General features: G+C 41.1%; 18 protein-coding genes. 12 read left to right on the top strand and 6 right to left on the bottom strand.

The annotated features are described in order from the left end of the window. Window positions 1–343: 343 nt before the first annotated feature. From BM176_RS20170 to BM176_RS20160, 3 genes are read left to right on the top strand one after another with little or no spacing between them, the layout of a single operon-like run. Window positions 344–1,081, top strand: a complete 738-nt coding sequence (locus BM176_RS20170) for a hypothetical protein (RefSeq protein WP_090106095.1) — start codon at window positions 344–346, stop codon at window positions 1,079–1,081. Between the two features lie 26 nt (window positions 1,082–1,107). Then, window positions 1,108–2,052, top strand: a complete 945-nt coding sequence (locus BM176_RS20165) for a hypothetical protein (RefSeq protein ID WP_090106094.1) — start codon at window positions 1,108–1,110, stop codon at window positions 2,050–2,052. Window positions 2,053–2,063: 11 nt separating this feature from the next. Continuing rightward, window positions 2,064–2,942, top strand: coding sequence for a DUF6175 family protein (locus tag BM176_RS20160; RefSeq protein WP_090106093.1), 879 nt, complete (start codon window positions 2,064–2,066; stop codon window positions 2,940–2,942). A 42-nt stretch (window positions 2,943–2,984) separates the two neighbouring features. Here the strand turns inward: BM176_RS20160 and BM176_RS20155 are convergent, their stop codons facing one another. Next, a complete protein-coding gene (locus tag BM176_RS20155) occupies window positions 2,985–5,327 on the bottom strand; it encodes an outer membrane beta-barrel family protein (protein WP_090106092.1) in 2,343 nt (780 codons plus the stop codon). 194 nt (window positions 5,328–5,521) lie between these two features. On the opposite strand from BM176_RS20155, the gene BM176_RS20150 reads away from it, so the two are divergent. Both BM176_RS20150 and BM176_RS20145 read left to right on the top strand, forming a co-directional pair. Then, window positions 5,522–6,628, top strand: coding sequence for a sensor histidine kinase (locus tag BM176_RS20150; protein ID WP_090106091.1), 1,107 nt, complete (start codon window positions 5,522–5,524; stop codon window positions 6,626–6,628). Then, on the top strand, window positions 6,625–7,332 hold the full coding sequence (locus BM176_RS20145) for a LytR/AlgR family response regulator transcription factor (protein WP_090106090.1): 708 nt from the start codon (window positions 6,625–6,627) through the stop codon (window positions 7,330–7,332). Before BM176_RS20150 ends, BM176_RS20145 begins: the two co-directional genes overlap by 4 nt. Here the strand turns inward: BM176_RS20145 and BM176_RS20140 are convergent. The 4 genes from BM176_RS20140 to BM176_RS20125 all read right to left on the bottom strand — a co-directional run bounded on the left by BM176_RS20140 (window position 7,329) and on the right by BM176_RS20125 (window position 11,107). After that, window positions 7,329–8,291: a helix-turn-helix transcriptional regulator gene (locus tag BM176_RS20140; protein ID WP_090106089.1), complete on the bottom strand. Its 963-nt coding sequence runs from the start codon at window positions 8,289–8,291 to the stop codon at window positions 7,329–7,331. The genes BM176_RS20145 and BM176_RS20140 overlap by 4 nt on opposite strands. A gap of 11 nt (window positions 8,292–8,302) precedes the next feature. Then, on the bottom strand, window positions 8,303–8,800 hold the full coding sequence (locus BM176_RS20135) for a hypothetical protein (protein WP_090106088.1): 498 nt from the start codon (window positions 8,798–8,800) through the stop codon (window positions 8,303–8,305). A 169-nt stretch (window positions 8,801–8,969) separates the two neighbouring features. Beyond that, the gene (locus tag BM176_RS20130) at window positions 8,970–9,947 is read right to left on the bottom strand and encodes a helix-turn-helix domain-containing protein (protein WP_177230464.1); all 978 of its coding nucleotides are present in this window, start codon (window positions 9,945–9,947) and stop codon (window positions 8,970–8,972) included. 149 nt (window positions 9,948–10,096) lie between these two features. Next, a complete protein-coding gene (locus BM176_RS20125) occupies window positions 10,097–11,107 on the bottom strand; it encodes a helix-turn-helix domain-containing protein (protein WP_090106086.1) in 1,011 nt (336 codons plus the stop codon). Window positions 11,108–11,666: 559 nt separating this feature from the next. On the opposite strand from BM176_RS20125, the gene BM176_RS20120 reads away from it, so the two are divergent. Both BM176_RS20120 and BM176_RS20115 read left to right on the top strand, forming a co-directional pair. Next, complete coding sequence (locus BM176_RS20120; RefSeq protein ID WP_090106085.1) at window positions 11,667–12,569, top strand: NAD(P)/FAD-dependent oxidoreductase; 903 nt, start codon at window positions 11,667–11,669, stop codon at window positions 12,567–12,569. Then, a complete protein-coding gene (locus BM176_RS20115; RefSeq protein WP_090106084.1) occupies window positions 12,553–13,494 on the top strand; it encodes a helix-turn-helix transcriptional regulator in 942 nt (313 codons plus the stop codon). Before BM176_RS20120 ends, BM176_RS20115 begins: the two co-directional genes overlap by 17 nt. Window positions 13,495–13,753: 259 nt before the next feature. On the opposite strand, the gene BM176_RS20110 is transcribed toward BM176_RS20115, so the two are convergent. After that, window positions 13,754–15,277, bottom strand: coding sequence for a hypothetical protein (locus BM176_RS20110; RefSeq protein WP_090106083.1), 1,524 nt, complete (start codon window positions 15,275–15,277; stop codon window positions 13,754–13,756). 799 nt (window positions 15,278–16,076) lie between these two features. On the opposite strand from BM176_RS20110, the gene BM176_RS20105 reads away from it, so the two are divergent. The 5 genes from BM176_RS20105 to BM176_RS20085 are packed head-to-tail and all read left to right on the top strand — an operon-like array spanning window position 16,077 to window position 26,305. Then, window positions 16,077–18,992, top strand: a complete 2,916-nt coding sequence (locus BM176_RS20105; protein ID WP_090106082.1) for a SusC/RagA family TonB-linked outer membrane protein — start codon at window positions 16,077–16,079, stop codon at window positions 18,990–18,992. After that, on the top strand, window positions 18,992–20,494 hold the full coding sequence (locus tag BM176_RS20100) for a RagB/SusD family nutrient uptake outer membrane protein (protein ID WP_090106081.1): 1,503 nt from the start codon (window positions 18,992–18,994) through the stop codon (window positions 20,492–20,494). The genes BM176_RS20105 and BM176_RS20100 overlap by 1 nt, the downstream gene beginning before the upstream one ends. Further along, window positions 20,491–22,065, top strand: a complete 1,575-nt coding sequence (locus tag BM176_RS20095; RefSeq protein ID WP_090106080.1) for a carbohydrate-binding protein — start codon at window positions 20,491–20,493, stop codon at window positions 22,063–22,065. Before BM176_RS20100 ends, BM176_RS20095 begins: the two co-directional genes overlap by 4 nt. Before the next feature lie 10 nt (window positions 22,066–22,075). Continuing rightward, complete coding sequence (locus BM176_RS20090) at window positions 22,076–23,116, top strand: DUF5007 domain-containing protein (RefSeq protein WP_090106079.1); 1,041 nt, start codon at window positions 22,076–22,078, stop codon at window positions 23,114–23,116. A gap of 60 nt (window positions 23,117–23,176) precedes the next feature. Then, a complete protein-coding gene (locus BM176_RS20085; RefSeq protein ID WP_090106078.1) occupies window positions 23,177–26,305 on the top strand; it encodes a SusC/RagA family TonB-linked outer membrane protein in 3,129 nt (1,042 codons plus the stop codon). Window positions 26,306–26,307 lie beyond the last annotated feature (2 nt).

Raw genomic sequence — 26,307 nt, 5'->3', positions numbered from 1 at the left:
ATGAAATTATTCTAACAAACCGCCGTATGCCGAACGGCACGTACGGTGGTGTGAGAGGACAGTGAGGGAAATAATCCCTCACTTCCTACTCGATTATGCCCCACTAAAAAAATGAAGCGCGCTTCGTACTACAAAGAAATGTCTACTTTTTACCACAAAGAAGTTCTAAATAAGAAGATCATTCCGATATTTAATTAATCTTAATAAAACCCTCATTAACACCACATTAACTATTCGTGAAAGTCTAATCATTATATTTGTCAGGCTCACTATTGTATAGTGGGGGACCTCAATATATTTAACCTCACATCCGCGCAAGACCTACTATATAAATCAAAACAATATGTCTTTGCCTTTCAAGCAATTCCTTGAATTATTGGGACTCTTTGCTGTTTTACTTCCTGCAATAATATTCCTCACAGGCAAAAAAAGTCTGAGGAAAATCTCATGGATAGCAGCCATGTCGCCAAATAAGCAACGATGGATTATTGGCATTATATCCATTTTGATAGTGATAGTATGTATTGTTGCAGTAATATTTACATCAAAGGATAAAACCCAGGGTAATGAGTATCATTCTGTTAATGCTGATTTTTCTCAGCACCCTACTACCATTATAAATCACTCAGATCGTAAAGTCACTATTGTAAAAGAATCCCCTTCAATACCTAAAGAACCACTCCGTAATGTATTGAATACAGACGTTAAGGTAATTATGAGGATTGATAATGAAAGGAACGATGTATTCTCTGATTCATTAGCTGCTTTCTATAAAAAAAGAGGATATAAAGTCGCCATAGGAAATGCTCCGGGCCTGGTGGCAGGGAATTCTGTTATTGGAGACTTATCTGCATCTGTGATTGAAGAAGGGGTAATGGGCACCCGGCATTATACTAATTACAAAGTAAAATTAGCATTAAAGGTTTATAAAGGAGATGACGCAAACCCTTGTACTGATCGTATTTATGAGCAAAAAATGACCCTGATCGCAAATGGTTCAAAAGAAACGCTTATAGAACAGGGCTTTGGGGAATTACTAAGTAAGATAAAAGCAGAACCCACCACACCGGTTTGTCTATAAATTTATTAACTCCAAAATCAAACATTATGAGAAAATTGTTGCCATTGGCCTTTCTGTTTTTCTCCCAGGTACTGAATGCCCAGGATTTAAATGATACTAAAGTGGCGGGTATTGTCCCGTTTGCAGCTAATAGTTTTCAGGATTCAATAGCGGCAAAAGATATTTACGCTGCTGTTGCGAGGATAATGATACAGACAAAGAGATTCACTTTATTAGAGATTGAAAAATGGAAACTGGTGCAGGAAGAAATAAGGCGACAGAAGGGGAAGGCCTTCATGGAAAGTAAGATCATTGATGAGGGAAAGAGTTTAGGTGCGCAGATCCTGATTTTCGGGACAGTGAAAAATGCGGAAATTTATCAGGAGAAAAAACAATATATCGCCAGGGTAGATTATGAAGTGAAATGTATAGATGTGTTAACAGGAAAGAGTATCGCTGCGCAATCATTTACGGGGAATAGTGAGGATTACACAAATGTTAGTGCAGAGATTGCCAATGGCCTTAGAAATATGATTCCAGTAATCAGGCAAAGAAGAAGTGGCAGTGAAGAAAAAGTTGTACTAACAGAAACAGTATTTGAAACTTTGTCAGAGACAGATAAAGGAAGTATTAAAGGAAAAATGTTTGAGGCTATAGAAGAATCTATTGGTCGTGTTAATGGCTGGATTCGCAATACTTTCGGAATGTATTTACCTTTTTTAAGAGTAATGGATGAGGATAAAAGAAATGGAGCTGAGAATATATTGATAGAAGGAGGGGAGAATATTGCTATGAGGAAAGGATGTAAACTGAAAACAGTCCTGATAACACAGATAGAAAAAGACGGCAGGCAGATTCGGGATGAAGAACCTATTGCTGAACTTGAGGTGATTGAAGTACGTGCCCAAACATCAAAATGTAAAGTGGTGAAAGGCGGAAAGAGAATGGTGGAAGAGAAAGAAAGTAAAAACATACGCATTGTATTTCTTTAATCTGCTGTAGTATGAGAAGTATTATACTGATTTTCATTTTTTTTGCTGCCACTACCCAGGCACAGGATCGTTCACAACTAAGCCTGATGGTGATGCCCGATACTTCGGGAGTTGCAAGTATATTATCAAAAGTAGAAACTGATAATGCCTATAAATCTGCAATTACAGAAGTAAATAATGCATTGATTAATAGTGGATATAAGAATACGCTGGACTTTAAGACAAATGAAGAAAGAATCGCCCGTAATAGGGACCCCACCAAAGAAGAATCTAAAAGCGACTGGATAAGGCTTTGCATTGAAGCTGCACCGGTAGACGTTTTTATTGAAACATCTATCCATTGGCTGGGAACTGGAGACTCTCCGGACCGGCAGGTGCAATTATCCTTAAAAGCTGTAGATAAATATACCAGCGCTGTGTATGCAGATGCTGTTTTGTCGTCCCAACGACGAGAGTTCCCCAGTCTTGAAAAGGCAGTTAGTAATACTTTAAAGATCGATGCGCAGGAAGCTTTTGAGCAATTCCTGAAGCAGCTGGATTATTCATATAATAAGGTATTAAAAGAAGGCAGGCAGGCAAATATGCAGTTCGAAATTGACAAAGCCAGCAAGGTACTGATAACAGACAGAGTGAACAACCGTCGGATCTCAGATAGGATTGAGGAATATGTGGAGAAGAAGGCCTTTAAAGGACAATACAAGATCATTGGAGAGGGGCCAGCCTATATGGATATTGTTGTGCAGGTACCTGTTATTGATGATAAAGGAAATGCTGTAACCCCCAGTAGATTTTTAGGAAGAGGAATGGATGATTATTTCTATGAAATGGGATTTAACATTAAGTATGTTTCAAGTGGCAGATTGATGAAGTTCGTATTAAAGGAGAAATAGGGTTACCAGAACAGGTAACCCTATCCCACTAATTTGAAATACTTAATTTCTGATCCTTTCCCTCTCATCCTTTGCTCCCTCCCGTTTCTGCCTCACCTTACCCACACCACCAATGGTCCTGGAATAGGTGAGCTTTATAATAGGAAAGAAGCTGGATTCCGGGTTAACTCTTACATGATTCTTCCCCGAATAAACCTCTTGCGTAAGATGTCCGTAATAAGTATCAAAGTGCGATGTTCTTAGAATATCGGATACTGCTAATTGAAAATTTCCTTTTTTGATTCCTGCATTCATCACGCCCCGGCTATCTGTTTTTATCGTTCCATAATAACCCGCAGAACTGTACCACCCTGATAGTTCCAGGAAGAACTTCTTAGGTAATTTAAACGACTCGCTGAAGTTCAGGGAATAACTGAAATAGGTTTTTTCAACGGGCTGCGGCGTATAATCTATTTTAAATTGTCTCCATCCGCCTTCAAGACTATAGGTCATATCCCACCAGTCATTAATTTTGAAAGGAAGGCTGCTTTGAAAGGTTAAATTACGCTGCCAGCTAACATTCATAGGGATGATATAAGAAACGTTTTTGTCGGGCCCCTTAGCCAGTTGCGATTGTACAATAGGATTATCGTCTGTGCTGAGTAATACTGAAAATGAATAGGTGCGATAATTATAACCTAGTTTCAGGTTATTAGTGATTGTTGGTTGTAATAATGGGTTTCCGGCAAAAACGGAAAATGGATCGTTGTAAGATATATAAGATGCCAGGTCATTATAAGAAGGTCTGCTGATTCTTTTGGTATAAGATAATTGCAATTCCGATTTTTCATTCGGTTTTTTGGAATAGGAAATGTTGGGAAACAGCTTTCCCAGTTTCCGGTCAATGTCATTATTCATATGAGTATGGGAATATTCGTACCTGGCTCCGATAGACAAACCCTTTACGTTAATGGAAGTATACAAAGCCCCAATAGTTTCCGTCATTTTGATATCATTAGAAGCATTACTGACCCATTCACTATCTTCCAGGCTCTCTATCCGGGAAACACTCGTACTGCCCGTATAAGCCGCTTTTACACCTGTTTCAAGTTTCACAGCAGAACTTAACTGTTTTACATAATCAAGTTTAATTACGCCCACCTGTATAGATGTATTCGCGGTACCTTTATGATGGTTGGGAAACACTGCTCCCGTATTGTTACCTTTTTTATCAAAGAACATACTTAGTACATTAGTAGGATTGTAATTATTGTAGTTGAGATAGTCGATATCAACGTTGAACTGTTTCCCTTTTATGTAGGCAGATGTTGTCAGGTTCCTCCATCGGTCAACCCCTTTTATATCTGCATTCATTTGCAGCAGCGAATCCGATTCAAAGGTGTAATATCCAAGGTTAGCAATTTCACTATCATTATGTGTATTACTGTAATTAATACTGCCACCAATAGTTATCCGGGGATTTAATGTAGCATCAATGCCAATGGTTGCATTGTGATTATTAGAAACATATTTACCCAAATTCAGGAAATCGAATACCATTAATGCCCCCGTTGCGGGAGTATTCTGTACACCTTGTCCGGCGAAGCCGCTATAACTCCTGTCATGTGTGAAGGAGTAAGCACCATACAGATCTATTTTACCCGTGTTGCGGGCAATGTTGATGCTGCCGGAACCCTTTTCTCCTTTACCATACCCGGCAGACAAGGATAACGATCCATTCGTTCCGGCCTGCTTGTTTTTCTTTATTACAATATTGATCATACCTGCATTTCCTTCTGCATCGTATTTTGCCGGAGGTGTTGTGAGTAGTTCTATCTTTTCAATGTTATCTGCAGACATGCTGTTTAACAAAGTAAGCACCTGCTCTGCCGACATCCGCATGAGTTTACCATTCAACATTACCATCACGCCACTTTTCCCATTTAAGGAAATATTATAATTATGAGCATCTATCACCACCCCTGGCGATCGCTCTAAAACAGCCAATGCGGAACTCCCTTTTGTAAGAATGCTGTTTTCTACATTTACGATCATCCCATCGGGCTGCTGCTGGAATAATGGTTTCTCTGCCTTTACAACGATCTCACCTAATAACTTTGGATCTTCCTGCAGGGTATAAACACCGGAATCTCCCAGTTCGAATAAAGGGGAATTTAAAATCTGGTAGCCAATGCTGCTGAACCGGAGGTTATACTTTCCCGGTGTTATACCATCCATATGATATAACCCATTTTCATCCGTTAAAGTAGCTTTTACGATCGTACTGTCTTTGAGCAGAAGTACATTGGCAAATGGAATTGGCTGACCGGCAGCTGTAATAAGCTTTCCGGAAACCTGACCGAAGGTATTTTGCGAAAGGCAAAGGAAAAGTAATAAGATTCTCATGCAACAAAGGAATGTGTACAGGAGGAATTTGAAAAACCGGAATGACGACCTGTAGTAAATAATTGACGAAATGCAAATGGTCAATAATACCTTTCATGTATGCATAAATGCATCTCGTCAATTATCTGAGCAGATTCAAATAGGGAAATGGAAATTTATCTACCTTCAGGGAGAGGCGTTAAAATATTTTATAAATGGAGTATAGCAGGCCAAGAACACATTGGTTCTTCAAATATAAATTGTACCACATTCCTTTCTGGTTCCTGTACAATTATCTCTGGTGGGCTGTTTCAATCAATGGCCCATTGGAAGCAGCCTGGGCTATCTTCTTTACTCCCTTTGCTGCAAAGTTTGCATTTTACGTCATCTTTGAAACACTGGCCGTCTATTTCAACCTGTATTTCCTGATCCCGAAGTACCTGGAAAAAAGCAGGTTTGCAGTTTACATTACCTACCTGATCATCACCATATTATGTACGGCTTCCATTATCGTTTGCGGATATTATCTGGGCGCTTTTTTATCCGGAAAATCATTGGCGGATATGTATGGAAAGGAATCCTGCAGTTTTTATCACTTATTTATAGGAAGCCCATTGTCTTCCACAGTGGCCAGTATTACACTGGGAATGAGTATTAAGTTAGCGAAGAACTGGTTACAAACACAACGAAGACAACAACTGCTGGAAAAGGAAAAACTGGAAACAGAACTGAACTTCCTGAAGTACCAGTTTAATCCTCATTTCCTTTTTAATACCATCAACTCTATCTTTTTCCTGATCCATAAAAATCCTGATAAAGCCTCCGCTTCACTGGCTAAATTCTCCGATCTCCTGCGATATCAGTTGTACGAATGTAATGATACGCAGATCCGGTTAAGCCAGGAAATCACCTATATGGAGAATACAATTGAACTGGAAAAACTCCGGCAAAATGATAATGTGGAAGTGACTTTGGAGGTAGAGCAATTAAACACCGGGCATCTGGGCATAGCACCTTTTATACTGATGACCTTCGTTGAAAATGCCTTTAAACATGTTTCCAAACATACAAACCAACCGAATTGGATCAGGATTAATCTGCAACTGGATCAGCAGGAACTGTCTTTTTTTATATCCAACAGTAGTACGGATAGTAAATCCGGCGATTTAATCCATTATGGAGGGATCGGGCTGAAAAATGTACAACGAAGACTGGACCTCATTTACCCCGGACAGTATAACCTGGATATACAGAATAATAACAACAGCTTTGAAGTAAAACTGCAATTACATCTTTCAGAACTTGTAACACAAAAAATATGATCAACTGTGTAATCGTAGATGATGAACCACTGGCCAGGGAAGGCATAGCCAGTTATGTAAAAGAGGTCGACTTCCTGCATCTTGTAGCTACCTGTGAAAACCCGGTGGAACTCATCAAACTGTTGGATCAACACCAGGTAGACCTCATTTTCCTGGATATCCAGATGCCGAAAATGAACGGGATCGACTTCCTTAAAATAGTGAAGAATCCGCCAATGGTGATCATCACCACCGCTTTTCCCAGTTATGCACTGGAAGGTTTTCAGCTAAATGTACTCGACTACCTTTTAAAGCCGGTTACATTCGATAGGTTCGTAAAATCTGCCAGCAAAGCGAAAGACTATTACCAGCTCATCACAAAACCGAGCGACCATTGCTTTATAAAATGTGGGAGTAAATATGAAAAGATCCAGTTTGATGATATACTGTATGTAGAAGGAATGCAGAACTACATCAACATCTATACGCGGAAAGGCAAGTATATAACACTGCTTTATCTGAAAAATATGGAAGAGAACTTAGACAATAAATCGTTCATCAGAGTACATAAATCATACATCGTTTCTATAGATAAAATAGAAGGTATTGAAGGCAATGAGATCTTTATACAGTCTTACAGAATCCCCATAAGCAGGAATTACAGAGAGCAGGTGATTCAGCAGGTAGTCATGAATAAGTTATGGGACAAAATAAAGTTCTCCTAACTCTGTCCGTCGCTCCTGTACTTTCCCGGCGAAATTCCTGTAGCCTGTTTAAACACCCTGTTAAAATAAGATGGATCCGAATAACCCACCTCCAGCGCAATATCCGCAATAGAACCAGTAGATGCCAGCAGTAATAGTTTCGCTTTGATAATTCGCTGTTTCTGTACATACAACTGTATGGTAGTGCCCATTTTATGTTTGAATGCAGTTTCCAGTGAACGCTCCGTTAATCCCATAAGTTGCGCCTGTTCACCCACATTAAAAGTATCTTCCGGGTTCTCATCCACACGGGAGATTAACTGACCTACTTCCATATCATACAGTGACACTTTACCTTTCCGGTGTACATTTTCAAGATAGTTGATCACAATATCACTAATGCGATTATTGGAATAATGAGTGAGTGCCTGTCCTCCGAGAACGGAGGTTTTCATTTTTTCCAGTTCTGTACGCATAGTAGCACTAAAGCGTTCAAAAGGCAGCATAAGTGAGGTAGATGTATTTAAGAGTTTGAGCAGCAATGGAAACGTATCATGCAATCCTTCCAATAACTGCCGGGAAAGTTTTATATAAGCGGTGTGATATTGCTGACCAGCATGCAGCGTCACTTTATAGGGCTTATCAGGTAACATATATTGCATGCCAATTCTTCGCCCCTGCTGACTGGTACCTCCATCGGGATAAGTGAATTGCATCTCGTCCGAGAGAATGATCTGCATTATAATTGTTGGCTCGGTAGTGAAAAAATGCAGTTCCATATCCACCAGTGGAATAACATGTTGTTCGCTGTATAAGTGGTTTTCTATGGGTACCTGCTGATGAATCATCATTCCCCATACACCACTTACATATATTCCTTCTGTAGAAGGGAGGTTTAACATTAATTTGCGATAACGTTTTGGTATAACATGTGTTACGACAGCCTCCAGCTTCTCGGAAATCCTTATTAATATTGGCATACGTACTTTATTTAGTTAACAAGAGGAATACCCATTGCTATGAGGTATTTCTCAATAAAGGCAAATGTTTCAGCTCTTTTCATCCCCGAAATCTGCAGAAAGGAAAAAGGAAAGATAACCGTTTGGTAACAACCCTTACTTACAAGCACCCGCAGGTCTCTTTCACGAAATCCACCTCCCAGGTAACAATAATCTTTTTCATTGATGCCCATTCCGGTATCCTGGTGCAGGAAGATCATTTCCCCTGTATTCTGGATATTATAAAGCAGCAATTGATACAGCCCTTGCGGTAAAACTAACCTGATAAGCAGATCATCTTTACTCACATTCAGAATAAAATACCATAAAAGACGATTACCCAGGTACAACTCCTGCACTAATATCTTACAAAAAGAGGCAGTGTGTAATGTTGGCTTACTATTGGGTAACAGATGCTGCTGCCAAATAAAAGGAAGTGTAGTAGTAGATTTAAACTGCAAAAGAGGATTAGAATCTGGATCTGGATACATAATGCACTATTAAGCGGGCAAACAAACAATTATTGGGCTAATGGTAACTCTAAAACGGGCTGACCTTTCAATATCGGTTAAAGATCGGAATAGCCCGCTTAAAACAGTATGACAAATGCTCATGATTTTTGCAGAAGAAAGATTCCTTTTGTCCTAACTGCTGCGGTCATTAATGAGCATTTCTCCTATATTCATTAGGAGTTTTACCTGTAGCGCGCTTAAAAATCCTGGAAAAGTAGGAATGATCGGTATAGCCTACTTCGAGTGCTATTTCTGCAATAGGGGTATTAGTACTGGCTATGAGCTGTTTTGCTCTCAATAACCGCTGTTGCTGTACATATATAATTACGGTAGTACCTTTTCGTGTTTTAAAAGCATTTTCCAGTGCACGCGCAGTTAAACCTATCTGCTGCGCCTGCCGGTTTACGTTTATTGGCTTTTCCGGGTGTTGATCTATTTGCAGTATCAGGTTATCTACCAGCCGGGCAAGAGAGGAGCCGATCCTGTTGTCCTTATGAATGTCTTCCAGGTAGCTGATGATAAAATCGCTGATGCGGTTGTTGTAATAAATTGGGTTGGCTTGTCCGGAAGAAGCCCAGGTTTTCATTTTATCCAGTTCCTTGCGGGCATCTCCATTGAATTTTCTGTATGGTAATACCTGGTGAATGGAACTTTTACTACTCAAAAGTGATAATGGCTCCGCTAATTGCGGATAGTTAACAGCAAGTTCATTCAATAATGAAACAGCTGGTACCAGGTAAATGGAATGGTATTTTTGTCCGGCGATGATTGTAGCCGTATAATTGAAGTTTGCAGGAATATAATGTAGTGCTCTTCTTTTTGCCAGGGAGAAAATTCTTCCATCCGGATATTTTAGAAGCATGTTACCAATGACCATTCCATAGAGAACAAGTATTGGTTTGGTAACAGAGATATGTAACTCTATATCTTCAGAGGGTTCGAAGTATTGTTCAACATACAGATGATCGCCGATTACTGCCTGCTGATGAATGAATGTGCCGCAGGATCCACTGGTATATTCAACCAATGTATCCGTAAATGGTAATTGTAGTTTCCGGTACCTTAACGGCACATTATCGGTAGTTTCTACTTCCTGTTCCAACAAAGGGGGAAGTTTAAACGTCATAGGGACGCCTTTAGTTTTGTCAAACATTTAGTTTGGTTGCCGATTTAAAACAGCATCTGTAAGAGTTAAAAGAGTAAAGATCGTTGTAGTAGCACTAATACATTAGGGCAATGGAGATTTATTTTCACTGTTTGGTTTTCCCTTTTGTCCTAAAAGGGCGAAGTATTGTCTTTTCTATAGTCAGATGGAGTGCTGCCTGTTTCTCTTTTGAACAGTTTTGAAAAATAAGACTGATCAGCATACCCTACTTTGAAAGCCACGCCAGCTATAGTTTCGTCTGTTCCGCTCAGCAATTGTTTTGCAACGTTTAAACGTTGTTGTTGTACATATAATAATAGAGTAGTACCACGCTTTAGCTTAAACGCAGTTTCGAGGGTATGTTCACTTACACCGATCTGATATGCCAGTGCTGCAACAGGAAATAGTTCTTCGGGAGATGTTTCAATTCTTATCAGTAATGCATTAATCTCTTTTTCATATAAATCTACGAGGAATAAATCCCTTGAAACAGGCAGATCTAATTGTTCAAGGTAAAGAAGAATAATGTCGGAGATCCGGTTGTTATAATATGCAATACGCGCATTCCCCCTGAGCAAACAGGTTTTCATCTTACTCAGCTCACTATGCTCTGCTATACTTAATCGTTTCACTGGCAACATCTGATGAACAGGAGAGTGGGTATTTATAGCTTGAATGGATAATTGCAAAGGGATATAATCATTGGCAAACCCCTCAAGAAAATGTATGTCAGGTATGATATAAAAATAATGGTATTTTTCTCCCGCCAGTAATATCATGTAACAACTCCCGGTAGAAGGTATATAATGTAAACACTGCTTTCCTTCTTTCAGATCAATATCATCACCACATGCCTGTTTTATTTTTATATTACCGTTCAGCATACAATGAAGAGCGAGTAAAGGCTTGGAAATAATGATGGATACCTCCATATCTTCCAGTGGTTCAAAATATTGTTCTTCGTAGATATGCCCTTCTATATCTGCACACTGATTGATCATCACTCCCCAGGAGCCACTGCTGTAAGTAATATTTGTATTATCAAAAGGTAGCCTGATTTGATCATAGCTGTCAGGCAGAGTGATCAATGTAGTCGTCTGTTGTTGCAGAAAGGGCGATAACTGATAAGTAATCGTTGACATATATTTCCATGTTCACAAAGTGGGTTATACATCCAGGCTAAATTGTAAAATTAGTGCTTTAAAAACTGGTCTCAGAAATACTTTTAATCTGTTGAATATCAAATTATTACCAGTTATGAAATTTGCTGAATGCACTATTCTGCCGCCCTGTCTGGCAGGTAAGAACCATACTGGTTATAAAGTTTCTCCTGAAACTCTCTTCTTTAGTGCAATTTCTTCCGGCCCGCCAATTTTGTTATAAAGTTTCTCCTTAATCACTCTTTTTGTACAATTTCTTTCGTGTCAGGCCAATTTTGTTATAAAGTTTCTCCTTAATCACTCTTTTTGTACAATTTCTTTCGTGTCAGGTCAGTTTTGTCATAAAGTTTCTCCTGAAGCACTTTCTCTCTATTTCTTATTAATACTGTGATTTGTACCTAATTTCCTGTAATCCGGCCCATAGTCATTGCAGGAGATAGGCGTACTTTTGTGCAGATAGTCCTGCTTATTGATGTTGCAGGGCAATATTAAACTAAGCAGGTTAAATAAGTGATCTGTAAATTGTGCTAATATAAATATCATGGAACATTACGACATAGCGATAATAGGAGGTTCATCGGCAGGGCTCGCAGCAGCACAAACATCAGGTCGTTCGGTAAGACGAACCATCGTATTTGATACACAGGAACCCCGGAATAAGCCTGCGGCACATGCACATAACTTCTTTACCCGTGATGGCATGCCCCCCGCAGAATTATTGGCTATAGCCCGGGAGGAGATCAAAACGTACCCTTCAGTAGCGATCAGTTATGATAAAGTAATCAACGCCTCTAAACAAAAAGATCATTTCCTGCTGGAAACGGCTTCCGGTACCCAGGTAACAGCCCGTGGCATTATCCTTGCGACCGGTGTAAAGGATATCCTGCCCCCTATAGAGGGCGCAAAAGAACTTTGGGGAAGCAGGATCGTTCATTGTCCTTATTGCCACGGCTGGGAAATCAAGGATACGCCCGTTGCATTGATTGCCAGTGGAGAAGCAGCTTATGAGATGGCAATATTAATTTATCACCTGAATAAAGATCTTACCATCCTAACAAATGGTGGAGAGGCTTTACTTGCAGATATCAACAGTAAAGGAATTACTATTATAGATACACCAATTGAAAAAATAGCAGCAGCAGGAGAGGGGATTGTTATCACCTTTACAAATGGTACCGCTATCAGTAAAACAGCCGCTTACATGAAAGTAGAGAGCCTGGCATTTAATAGTGCATTAGCGGTACAGTTAGGTTGTGAATTAACAGAAGCAGGTTCCGTAAAAGTTGACGAGTATTATCAGACAACAATACCAGGAGTATGGGCAGCGGGAGACCTTTCTCACCCCGGTCTGCATCAGATATCTATTGCTGCTGCCGGGGGGCATCTGGCAGCGGTTATGTGCAGTAAACAGTTAAACAGGGAAGATTTTGAAAGGAGCGAATAAACAACCACTCGATATAAAGAATCCTGGAGATCTCCGTAATCTGTACCAGGATGAAAGTTGCAGTATGGAACCAGTAAAGCAGGAAAGTAATTACCTGGAGGTAACATACCTGGAGAAATTGCGTACTTCCTTAAAAGATATGTCATTGCCGGCAGGCAGAAGAAACTTCTTTACAGTTGTATTAATTACAGCAGGTACCGCTGTAGAAACTATTGGTTTCCGGCAATATGAATTTAAGCCGAATACGATTTACTTTATTCCGGAGAACCAGCTGCATGCAATAGAACATTGGAGCAAAGATATCAAAGGCTTTCATGTGATCTTTGATGCAGATTATTTCCTGTTGTGTTTACGTAACCAGATACGACTGCATTTCTATCCCTTCTTTCAGCCGGATAAATTACCATATCTGCAATTATCGGTAACAGAAGCAGATATTATGGCTACGCTTTTTAAAAAGATAGCACTGGAATATAACAACCGTCGTTCAGTAAATGATGATCTGCTGGTACGCCTTTATCTGAATGTACTGATCCTGGAAGTAGAGAAACTTTATCAGCATAAGATGGATAAAGCTGCCATAGATATCCCACGCAGGTATCAATTGGTAGTGAACTTCAAGAAGCTGGTAGAGAAACATTTCCTGGATAAAAAACCAGTAGCTGAATATGCTAACATGCTATATGTAACACCGCAATATCTTAATGATACTGTCAAGGAATTTACGGGAAGGCCCGCAAGTAGTTTCATATACGAACAGTTGATTACAGAAGCAAAATCTCAGTTGTTACAAACAGGAGAAACGATTACGCAAATCGCAAGTAATCTGCACTTTGCAGATCAATCTTATTTCTGCCGATTCTTCAGGAAACATGCAGGGATAGCAGCATCGGAGTTCAGATATAAGCATGCAACAAGCACATAGTATTTACTTTGGGGCTAACAGAATGGTAACGTATCCGCGATTGTTAATGATCAATAAATACACCTTATCTGCCGTGATGTTTAGGTGAAGTAAAATAAAGATCTAATCTAAAATCTTATTCCCAAGCCCAATTAAAAAACTAAACAGGCAGATGCAGTGTATTTATTGATCATTAACAATCTACGGACTCCCACTCATAACTTCCACAATCATAGCTCCCACTCATAACTTCCACTCATAACTCCCGCTCATACATCACTTATAACTCCCTTTCAAACTTCTCTTTCAAAATCTCTCCCAGCGGTTTCTTTTTCAACTTAGCCTCTATCCACGCAGAAAAGTCAAAGAGTTTCAGCTGCTGACGTTCGTACTTATCTATTCTGATCTTATCAAAACTGGCGCTGATCTTCTTCCATAATGTTAACCGGATAGCTGTAACAGCCGGTACTTCTCCACCACTCAGGAATTTAATCACCGTTCTTTCCAGCAGGTATGAGCGTTTACTATCCGGTTGCAGGTGCCTCCGGAAAGCGCGAGTTTCATAACGGATATATTCGTAGTTGCCCAGTTCATACTGGATGAGCAGATGTACGAGCCGGAAGGTACGGTAAACAGGCAGTGCACTGTAAAGATTACTTTGTTGTAATACCTGTTCAATACAGTTATGTGCATGATTGATATCCTCATTGCCAAGATATACCAGTGCCTGGTAAAGATAAATTTCTGCCTGTTTCCCAATATCCAGCAAGTACATATTTTTCTGTAAGATAGCAGCATATTGTTTTTGTAATATTAGTGCCGCAGAAAAATTGCCACTATCGATATAAATGCCCAGTTCATAAATGAAGAGTAACCGCTGTATCATTACTTCAAAGTAGGCCCCATCATTTTTAAAACGGCGTACTTTATCCAGGAAGGAATGTAATTCCTTATAGCGTTTTGCCGCACGCAGGCTATCAAGAATTCCTTCTATCACCAGCAGGTGATCCGCAGGAGTATCATCAAAGAGGTAAGTATGTGTTTCAAGCAAGGTTTCCAGATCATGAAATAATTGCAGCGCAGCGGTATAGTCGCCCGTAATCAGGGAATAATGTGCCTGGAACAGCAGGTGTACTTTACGAATAGCAGGAGCTGTTTCAGCAGCCAGTTTTGCCTCTTCAACTACTAATTCATCGAGTGCTTCCTGGTGCCGGGCAGTTCTGGCCATACCCTGAAATAGCAAGCGGTGCCTGAGTATTTCATAAAGGGATGTATGCTGATGATAATGCCGGAGCTGTTGTATTGTGGTATAGATATTTGATTGCTTATGCAGTAGTGCAGCTTCTGTGAGATCTGGAAAATTAAGCTGATTTAAGAGCTGGATTTCCTGTTGTTTTGCCCATAACAGTAAAACGTTGTTTTCTCTTTCTGTTGCCTGATTTTGCACTTTCTGTAATTGTTTAAATGCCTCTTCATGTAATGATCTCTCAAAAAGAATATCTGACTTCAGAATGCCAGCAGTGATGATGGCCGTTTCATCCCGCTGCAGGCGCAAATGCAGGAGGCAGTCCAGTAATATTTTATAAAGGTATTTACTGCATACTTCGTAACTGCTGCCCGCATGTTGGAGGAGGAATGCTTCTTTCACAGCAGCAGTGTTTTTGAATTCCTGCCTTTCCATCAGGTTAAACAGGTTTACGTAATCTTTGTTGCCCTGCTGTAATGCCGTGTATAAACGAAAGTATCTTTTCTCTGCTTTCGTAAGTGTGTTTATTAGCCTGCTAAGCATATCGGCTTTGGCCATAGGGCGTACGATTTAAAGTGTTTAAGGCACGGTTGATTCAATTGTTCATAATGGGTGTAATTAGGCTGCAACATTCCTGCAATAGAGAATGACACACTTATACGCTTACGTTTTCAAATTTATGCGCTGCTTACAATAACGTGATCATGGTTGAAACAAATTAAGTTAAAATAACAGATAGTTTTATCAAACACTGTCTTATAGTGTCCCTTCGGTTAAACTACCGCTAATATAAAAACAGACTTTAATCATTATACCTTCTTCTTTCCCTTTAGATTATCATTATTGTATAATTATTAAATGATATTTGATTGATTTAATTACTTAAATATCAGTGTTATGCAGAATAGGTGAACAAGCCAATATTTAAAATTATGCCAATTTGGGAATGTCTTTTATAAAAGAAAAATGGCAAAAAAGTTATGCCACAGGTCACTATATTTGATTCGACAAGTGTTCCCGTTATTGGCCCTCAAATGGTAAATGAAGAATCTTATCAATCAAAATTATTGTAGCAGAAACCTAAAGGCGAACGATTAACCGGTAACTTCCACAAAGCATCAACAGCAAAAACTAAAACAATTTATTTCTTAACCTAAATACATTTACTCTTTGATGAAAAATATACGCTAAATCGTTTTATAACCGCAATTCCGTAGTCTTTCATATTTCACGTTATTGGATTTTTACTCCTGGTCAAAGCACGGGCGGCGTTATTTCAATTTCTCTATTTATCGGGTGTAATCGATTACTGGTGCTTGCGGGCACTCGTGTAATCCCTATTTAAAATATTTCACTTATGCGTTCATTTGTACGGATCGTTATCTCGTGCCTGGCACTGCTGTGTCTTGCGATACCCGGATTGGGCAAAGGTGGACAGGATACCACTCTTCCGGCACCTGTAATAGTTGTCGTTCCAAAAGCAGATTCTATATCGCTACAAAGGGAAGACATCTATCCCTATGCTTCTTTGCAACAACTGTTGAAAGGAAATGCTGCGGGTGTAAATATCCAGGAGTCCAGCGGGGAACCAGGAAGCGTATCCGGCATTTTCCTTCGTGGTAATGCTATTCCTTTTATCAGCGGCAAAAACGTTTCTGAGGCACAGCCTACCGTCATCCTGGATGGTATTCCATTGATCATGGACCATCCCTTTACCTTCGATGTGCAGCTATATGATTACAACCATCTTGGTCCCGCATCCAACCTGCTGTCAGCAATTGATCTGAACAATATAGCCACAATAGAAGTAGTAAAAGATTTCGGCCGGGCTGCCATCTATGGTCCGCGTGCTGCCAATGGGGGCGTGATTCTCATCACTACCAAAGCTCCTGTTAGCGGCCGGCGCAGAATCACCTTTAATACGTATTTCGGAATAGTACAACGTCCTCATATCTATACCACGAACGCAAAGTTTGAGAATGATTTCCGCCAGCAATTCTACAATAAATATGCAACTGTAGAACAGCAACAAACATATCCGCTTTATCTGCGAGATTCTACCAATTCTGCTTATTATGGTCCTTCCAACTGGACAGACCTCTACTATAAAAACAAGCCTGTTTACGGTGTAAATGCAAGTCTGTCGAGCGGCACCGATCGCGCAAACTTCATGTTTGCCGCGGGCAATCAGCGCTCTTCCAATTCAGCTGATAATACCCGTATGGATCGCTATAACGCAATGTTTGAAATTAATATGATGCCACTGCAGGGCCTTATGGTGTCTTCTATGATCAACGCTACCCGCCTGGAACGTAGACGTAATACCTGGCTGCGCGATCGCTTTGCTGAAATGCAATATCTGCCGGATCTCAGCAACCCGCTGCCACCAAATAAATTATACTATGGGCAGTATCTGAATGAATTCACAAAATCATTCGATGATAATAAAACGAACGAAGTAAATGGCTACTTCAAACTGAACCTGGACTTTGCGAACAACTGGCGCATTACATCTAATTTCGGATTTGATTATAATGAAGGCATACGTGATCTGTTCTACCCCAGTACCCTCCTGGAAACAGTGAATTATCTCTCCAATTATTTCGGATATAACCAGCGCGTTTATTTCAATAACACACTGACTTTTCATCACAAATGGAAAGCAAAACACGACCTCACAATAGAAGCAGGAGAGATGTTCCAGTCGGATTACAACCGCTATTCTTATGCCTATGCTTACAAAGGCCCGAACGACCTGATCCGCATAAACCTTTTGAACTCCGATAATACAAAAGACAATTACCTGTCCCCTAAGTCATTCAATCATGGACTCATCTTTTCATTCCTGGATAAACAGCGGCATCGCTTATTATCTTTTTATGGAAGAATGGCATATAAATATAACGACCAGCTGGACTTCTCTGTTCTGATGCGCGCAGACGGTTCCTCCAGCGCACAACCGGACAACTGGTGGATGTATTCACCCACATTTACTGCCGGATTAAACCTTAAAAACACCTGGCTGCAGGACTATAAAAATATCAATAGCATGCGCCTGCACGCAAGCTGGGGAAGAGTAGGCAGACTGATGCCAGACGACCGGTTTGGGGAAGGGCCACAATACATGTCCGACCTTTCATTCAGCAACAACCCCGTTCGCTTTTCTTACAACGGTTTTCCCGGTATCAGCCGTGCCTACTCATCCGGATATATTGGCTATGGTATCACCTGGCCTTATACAGACCAGCTGGATCTGGGTCTGGATGCTGCTTTCCTGCAAAACAAAGTGAATGTATCGCTGGATGTATACAATAAAACAGATAATAACATGATACTGGGAGTGCCCTTCTCCGCTGAGTATGGATACACTACCCAATACAAGAACGGGCTGAAGGTACGCAATCAGGGTGTTGATCTCTCCGTACAGGCATCTGTGTTACCACGGGAAAATAAACTGCAATGGATTCCGGGTATTAACATTAACTACAACCGCAATACTTTATTGGAATTACCCGGTGGCTTGCAGGAGCTGGTAGTAGCTAATGGCTCCAAACTATTGAAAGTGGGCCATGCCATAGACCAATACTGGGTATTGCAGAATAATGGCATCTATAACAGGGATTCAGATATCCCCGTGGATCATACCACAGGAAAAAAACTGAACTACAAAGGTATTCCTCTTATTGCAGGTGATCCCAGGTGGAAAGATCTTAATGGAGATAATATAATTGATGATAAGGATAAAGAACTGAAAGGACATGTGTTGCCCGTAATATCCGGTGGGTTTTCCAACGATTTCTATTGGAAGGGCTTTTCATTAGAACTCTCCTTTTATTACGCACTCGGTCGCAAAATCATGAATGCGGAAATGGCTAACCATTTTGATTTTATCAACAGGGAAGGCAAAATAGATATGAGTGCAGTAAAGGAAATAACCTTCTGGAGTAAAGCAGGTAACTATGATAAATATCCCGTGTATAATCCCTGGAGTACAGTAGATGCTTACCGCACAGATCAGGATCTCTTCCTGGAAAATGGGTCTTTCCTGAAACTGCGTAACCTCTCCATGCAATATGATCTTACACAAGCCAAATGGTGGAAGAAGAAAGGAACCGTCACTAAACTCGCTGTATATATTACCGCCAGCAATCTCTTTACCATCACGCCATACACAGGAGGTGATCCGGAACTGACGGACTATAACGGCTTTGATACAGGCTACGGATTACCAATGCCCAAAACATATACTATCGGGTTAAAAATGGATTTATAATGAAGCACCTACTGATCTTTATACTCATCATGTTTACCAGCTGTAAAAAACTGCTGGATATCAATTCCTCTCATGCAGTGTCAGAGGAGAACTTCTGGAACACTCATGATGATACACGTACCGCCCTTATTAGCGTATACGGATTAATGCGTGCTGCAATGGCAGATAATAATGCCTGGTGGATGTATGGAGAATTGCGTGAAGGTGATTTCACAGCATTGCAACGCCAGGATATGAAAGCAATTATCCGGGGAGATCTGCGTGCTTCCTATCCATTGTTACAGTCATTGTCTAACTGGCGCCGCTTCTACGCAGTGATCAATGCTGCTAATATGTTCCTGGAACATGTAGGTGAGGTGAAAGAACGAGATCCCAAATACTCCGAACAAAACATGCGGGTAGATATTGCGCAGATGCGGTTTATGCGGGCATATGCCTATTTCTTTATGGTATGTGTATGGGGAGATGTACCGTTGATTACCTCTTCACACGATGGAGAATTTGAAGATAAACCGCGTGAGGATAAACAGATAGTACTGGCTTTTATAGAGAAAGAACTGGTGCAATCTGCGGCAGACCTGCCTTATAAATATAGTGTGGATGATCCTCAGCAATCCGGGAGCTATTATAATGAAAGCAGCTCCAGGTGGGCTGGCGTGCTGGCCCGCAAACTCACTGCCTATGCTATTCTTGCCCACGTGGCTGCATGGCAGGGTAAATATGTAGATGCTTCCGTATACGGACAGTTTGTTCTCGATAATTATTCTAAAGCAGGAAGTTATTATCTCAGCACAGAAGACCTGGTAAGATCAGGAGGTTTCTTTCATTGGAAACAGGACAACCATATTCTGGCTTTCAACTTTGACTGGGGCCATGTGGATGCTACCTTTTCCGGCCACCTGGAAGAAATGACCCTGGCAAAGCCGGTGATTAATAAAGCACTACCAGATATCTATGTACCAAAAGATACCATCCTCTCTGTATTCGATCAGCCACTGGACGAACGCTTTAGTCTGGATACTCTAACAGGAGCACCTTCTTCTACAAGATACTTTGCGAACTTCAACAGCCAGGTACCCATCTTCAATAAAGTGAAAGTAATCCAGGATGGAAATACCGCAGATCCAACATTCAGGATTTACTCCAGTACCATTATCATTACCCGTCTTGAAAATATAACACTTCTACAGGCTGAAGCACTGGCAGTAATCGGTCAGCAACAAAGAGCTATTGATCTACTCAATACCATCAGGGATCTGAGAAAGATCAAACGATTTGATCCCGTTAGAGAGGGCGACCTCATTGATGCTATTTTCCGTGAGCGCCGCAAAGAGCTGATGGGAGAGGGCTGGCGCTGGTTCGATCTTATCAGATATAATAAGATCAAACAAAACGATCCGGCCTTTATGCAGCTGATTGCAAGCGGTGGTATCTACTGGCCGGTGGCAGATGAGATCATCACACAAAATCCATTGATCACACAAAACCCTTACTGGCAATGATAAAAATGATAAGTCTTACACTGCTGGCAATGATGTTGTTCTATGCAGGATGTAAAAAAGATCAGGGATATTATGATTACCAGAACCAACTGAAAAAGTATGATGGTAATACCTACGATTTCCTGAAAGAACAGCAACAATATGATTCTTTCCTGCTGGCAGTAGATCGCGTACAATTATCAGATAGTCTGAAATCGGGTGCCTATACAGTTTTCGCGCCTTCTGATGCAAGCTTCAAACAGGCTATTGACAATATGAATACGCTGAGAACCATTCAGGGCCGGGCGCTGATGAATATTAGCACAGTACCCTACGAACAACTGGATTCCCTGGTATGCCGTTACATTGTACGTGGTAAAGTGATGGCAGATAGTATGCTATTGCAGGACGGACTAAATCTACCGGATGTACGATACGGATATACGATGCATGGTAAACTCAATCGTACAGATGCGGAAGGACATGTAAAAGGAGGTCCGGGTGTAATCACCTACAGCGATACAAAAGAAGTGATCTATATAGACCGTTGGAGCAATGCCACTACAATGGCAATAGATATTATTACCAACAATGGAGTGGTAAATATCCTGGAAAAGGATCACATGTTTGGCTTCGATGAATTCATTCCGCGTATGAACCCTACCTACTCTTCTCCCTGGAATAGCGATGCTTTCTTCATCCCGGGTGTCATTGGACTTGAACAGTTTAATCGTGGGGGTAACAGAGTAGCCTACCTGGATTTCTCCAGCGCTAATTACGGCGGACAATACCGCCCTGCTGAATCTGTAGATATTGCTAACTCAGAAGAGGGTGGTATGAAAGTGGGCTGGACAGAAACCAACGAATGGATGTTGTATACAGTACAAGTTACAGAAACCGGTAGTTATAACATGACTCTCCGTTATGGTAGTCCTAATGATAATGGTCGCGTACACCTTGAACTGGATGGTATTATTGTACATGGTAGTGCAATCTTTACGCCTGCAACGGGTGCTTACAGTACTTTTCGTGATGTAACTACCACAGTGCAACTTTCGGCAGGCAACCACCTGCTCAAACTTTTCTATGACTTTGCCAATTTTGACCTGCGCTTCCTGAAGTTTACTCCCATCGGCAGGCCATTGCCTATACCCGGTGTGATCAATCTCGAAGATTATGATGCAGGTGGAGAAGGTATCGGATACCATGATAATAATACCGGCAATAACGGCGGTAAATGGAGACCGGGAGAAGGTGTGGACATCGACTTCTCGAAGAATGAAAGTGGTGGTTACCAGGTAGGCTGGACTGAAGACGGTGAATGGATGAACTATACAGTGGATGTAAAGGAAACAGGTTTCTATACAGCAGCAACTTTGATGGGAAGTCCTAATAATGACAAGAAGTTTCACCTGGAATTTGACGGGCTGGATGTATCTGGTATCGTGAAAGTCCCTAATACAACAGACTATCACAAACGGCAGTACGTAACGGCAACTGTATACCTCACCAAAGGAATTCATGTGATGCGCTTCTTTGAGGATACGGGGGGGTATGATGTGAAGTCTGTCACCTTCAAACCATTGAATTAAAAAGAGACCAATGAAACTAAGAATAGCCATCTTATTACTGATAACAATCTTCGCTGCCTGCCGCAAATGGGCGCCGGACGATCAGGATTTTCTGAGTAAACGCGCAGTATATAATCAGAAGATTTTCGCGCCTACACTTGGTCGCACTACCCTGTATTCCCAGATCTTTAATACAGATAATTCGTCCGTACCTATTCATTTTAAAATAGTGAATGTGCGGTATAAAAAAGATGGACAACCTTCCACAGATCTTGACAAACCTTTAGAGGTACTGACGTGGAAAACAACTTATACAGGTGAAGAAAAATCACTGGAAGAGATAGCCGCCAAACGTGTGATTGAAACACATCCTGCATGGGAAATAAGACCGGAATCAGGAGATTTTGTGCTATGGGCAGAAGCAGATAGTTCCTTCTTCCGTCAACAACCGGATTCGGGTTACCTGTTTGATGTAGAGGCCACTAATTCCGGAGGTACCAACGTGTATAAAGACATGTCGCTGATGCCACTTCGGGAACAGCCTTATAGTCCTTCTGAATATGATCCCATCACAGGAAAGCAACGGGCGGATTATCCAAACCCTGCAGATTCTTCCACTTTCATATTACAGTATAATCATCCGGGAATTAATAACATCATCAATGACGAAACAAACCTGGCGCTTAAATCAGACAGTGTAAGAGTGTTGTTCAATAGAAAGGGCGACGGTAGTTCACTTACATTCAAATTCATGGATAAAGATTCTCTGCCCATTGATCCGGCAATGTTTAATCTCACTCCGTGGGATTCGCTGTTGCACGGATTTAATAAAGTGCTAACTACTACAGCAGTTACGTACCAGGTGGCCTATCCCATTCCACTGATGCGGTATAGAACAAGATATACAAGTGGGGATGGCTTACAGGCTTATGTAAAGTTCAGTTTCACGAGGATAGGTTACGGTAATATCCGGCAAACGTGCGTAGTGGATCTCTATTTTAGTATCTACCGGAAAGGAGATTGGGAGATCATTTTTTATTTCCGGAATAATCCACGGTTCAGAGATGAGTAAGCAGCTTTCATAAGCATCCAATCATTCTATAGCATCGTTAAAATATTTAATACTGCATATATGCAATCCGATAAAAGATTAAGTTTCCTTTTCCTGTTCTTATTCCTCGCCTTGGCATCACAGGCACAGGAAAAGGTGCTGGTAAAAGGTATTGTTAGGGATGCCCAGACGAACGAACCACTGGTAGGAGTGAGTATTATGGCTGGCACTCCTCCAAAAGCCGTGGGCGTTACCAATGCAAGTGGTGCATTCTCGGTATCCATACTACCGGATGCGGCGATAGTATTCCGTTATATTGGCTTCTCCGATTACAGGATGAAATTGAAAGATAAACGTGATCTGGTAATACGACTGGTGGTGACGGAGAACAAACTGAACGAAACAGTGGTGATCGGTTATCAGAAGAAAACAAGAGAAGTTACTACAGGGTCTGCTGTGATTATCAGCGGAAAGGACTTGCAGGATATCCCTGTATCCAATGTGGAACAACTGTTGCAGGGGCGCGTGGCAGGATTAAATATTCAGAACAATACCGGCACACCGGGGGGTAGAGGTATTGTGCAGATCAGGGGACTGTCTAACATGAATGTATCGGGCAACGGGAATGATGCATTCTTATCGCCTACCTCTCCTTTATACGTGATTGATGGAGTACCGGTAGAAGCAGATGCCAACTTTGAATATGGATACCAGTCGGCCGGGCCAGGGGTAAGTCCGCTGTCATTAATCCCTCCGGAAGATATCGAAAGCATTGAAGCATTGAAAGATTCTCAGGCAACCGCCTTATATGGTTCCCGTGGTGCTTACGGTGTAATGCTGATTACTACACGCAGAGGTAGTTCTCCGATCCCCCTTGTACGTTATACAGGTAATTTCTTTGTTAATACACCACCAAAATTGCGTAACACTATTGGAGGGGTAGCAGAAAGACGGTTACGTATCGCACAGATATACAACAGTGGTAACATAGACGATATCAATAAAATTTCTACCACTCCTTTCCTGGCAGACAGTCTCAACCCTTATTATAATAATTCTACCAACTGGCAGGGCGTGTTTTATCGCGCCACCTTTAACCAGTCGCACAACGTGAATATCAGTGGTGGTGATCCTAAGTTCAATTACAAAGTAGATCTGGGATATTATAAGGAGAACGGTGTGATTCGTAATACCGGATTTGACCGTTATTCTATCAACACCAATATGCAATATCAACCCAATCCTAAACTCAGAGTAATGACAAGTTTATCTACACAGGTAGGTAAAAGGAATAAGGGAGATGGGAATGGACTTACACAAAGCGGCGTATCGAAGAATGCAGCATCTTCTTCTTTACTGCCAGGCCCCTCTTACTATCAGAGTACAGCAGGTGTATTATCATCTTTACAAACAAAAAACGACAATAAAACGGCCAACCTCCGCACTAATCTGGACATCAGTTACCAGTTGCTGAAAGGCTTTAATGTTGGTTCCAGCATCAGCTACGAATATGCTTCCAACACAGAAGACAGGTTCACACCAGCAGAAGCGCATAACGACTTCTCTCAGGTATACGCTTATAACGATCGTAAGTATACTTTGTATAACCGTAACACCTTATCCTATTTTTATTCCATCAATAACAAGCACAACTTTTTTATATCCGCATTCAATGAATTCTATAACCGTGGTTTCCAGGCGCAGGCAATTCAATTGGAAAAAACACCGAATAACCAATACCAGGGTCCCCTGGGATATGATGGATGGGCCAGCCGGGGAGGAGGTTTGTTAGATAACTACTCCCGTCAGCATGTGGCTTCCTTTGCAGGAACATTCTCTTACAACTATAAGCAGAAGTATGTGCTGGATCTCAGCTACCGGATGGATGGTACTTCCAGCAGTGGCTTTGAAGATCCTTATTCAAAAAATCCTGCAATAGGTATCCGCTGGAACTTTAACAAAGAGAACTTCCTTACAGAAAGTAAATGGCTGTCGTATGGTTCATTCCGTGGCAGCTGGGGACAAAATATCGTTCCTACTGGTGATATCTTTTCGATCTATGGTACCTATGATCCCCGTGGCACTTATAATGCCAATCCAAGGCTGGGGATTAACTTCAACCAACTACCCAATACCTATCTCAAACCAACTACCACCACGCAATACAATTTCGGCTTTGAAGCCGGACTATTCGACAGCAGGGTAGAAGTGATCTTTGATGCCTATTATAAAACAGTGAAGAATCTATTACGTACAAAATCATTATCGAACATTACAGGCTTCAATGAGATTACTACAAACGAAACATCGCTGATCAATTACGGTTATGAGCTGACACTAACTTTCCGTTTACTGCCTAAAACAAGTGCCGTACAATGGACGGTTTCTCTGAATGGAGCTATCAACAAAGATATCCTTACCAGCTTGCCCAATGGAGCCAGGCAGATAGTACAATATGATACTGATACTCATCAGAACCTCCTTTTCAGGGTAGGGCGTAATACACTAACAAACTACCTGCTGAAAACAGAAGGTGTGTATGCCACCGATGCAGACGTGCCTGTAGATCCCGCCACCGGTCAGCGTTACCGTACCAGCAATGGAGTGTACTTCAAAGGTGGAGATCCTATTTTTAAAGATGTGGATGGTAACTATATCCTGGATGGCAATGACTATGTACCAGCAGGTAATTCACAGCCACTGATAGTGGGAGGGTTGCAGTCATTTCTCAACTGGAAGAACTTTTCGTTCAACATCAGCGGTTCTTTTACAATGATCAGGGATATACTCAACAATGCATTTGCAGAACGGATGCAGTATCTCGGTGATCCTTACAGTACAAAAGCAGTGGTAGATTTCAGCGATGTGGATTACTGGAAAGGCTCCGGCAGTAATGCGAAATACCCTAACCCTTTTGATTATACGAGATACAATGATATCAGGCCTTATCGCTATGACCAGACACTGATCCAGGAAGACGGTTCTTATTTTAAGATCAATACAGTTACACTGGCTTATCTGCTCAACAGGAAAATGACTAACCGCTACGGTGTTAATTCTGTCCGCATGTATATGTCCTGCAATAACCTGATTACGTTCTCTGGTTACAGTGGACCTAATCCTGAAAATGTCTCTGCGCTGGGGCGTGATCAGTCCAGTGGTTATCCGATTCCACGTACTTACAATTTTGGTATCAATGTAGAATTTTAATT

Origin of the sequence: Chitinophaga sp. CF118 (assembly GCF_900112615.1) — a bacterium.
GTDB lineage: Bacteria > Bacteroidota > Bacteroidia > Chitinophagales > Chitinophagaceae > Chitinophaga.
The sequence above is the reverse complement of the archived record's forward strand: the minus strand, read 5'-3'. Positions and strand labels throughout refer to the sequence as shown.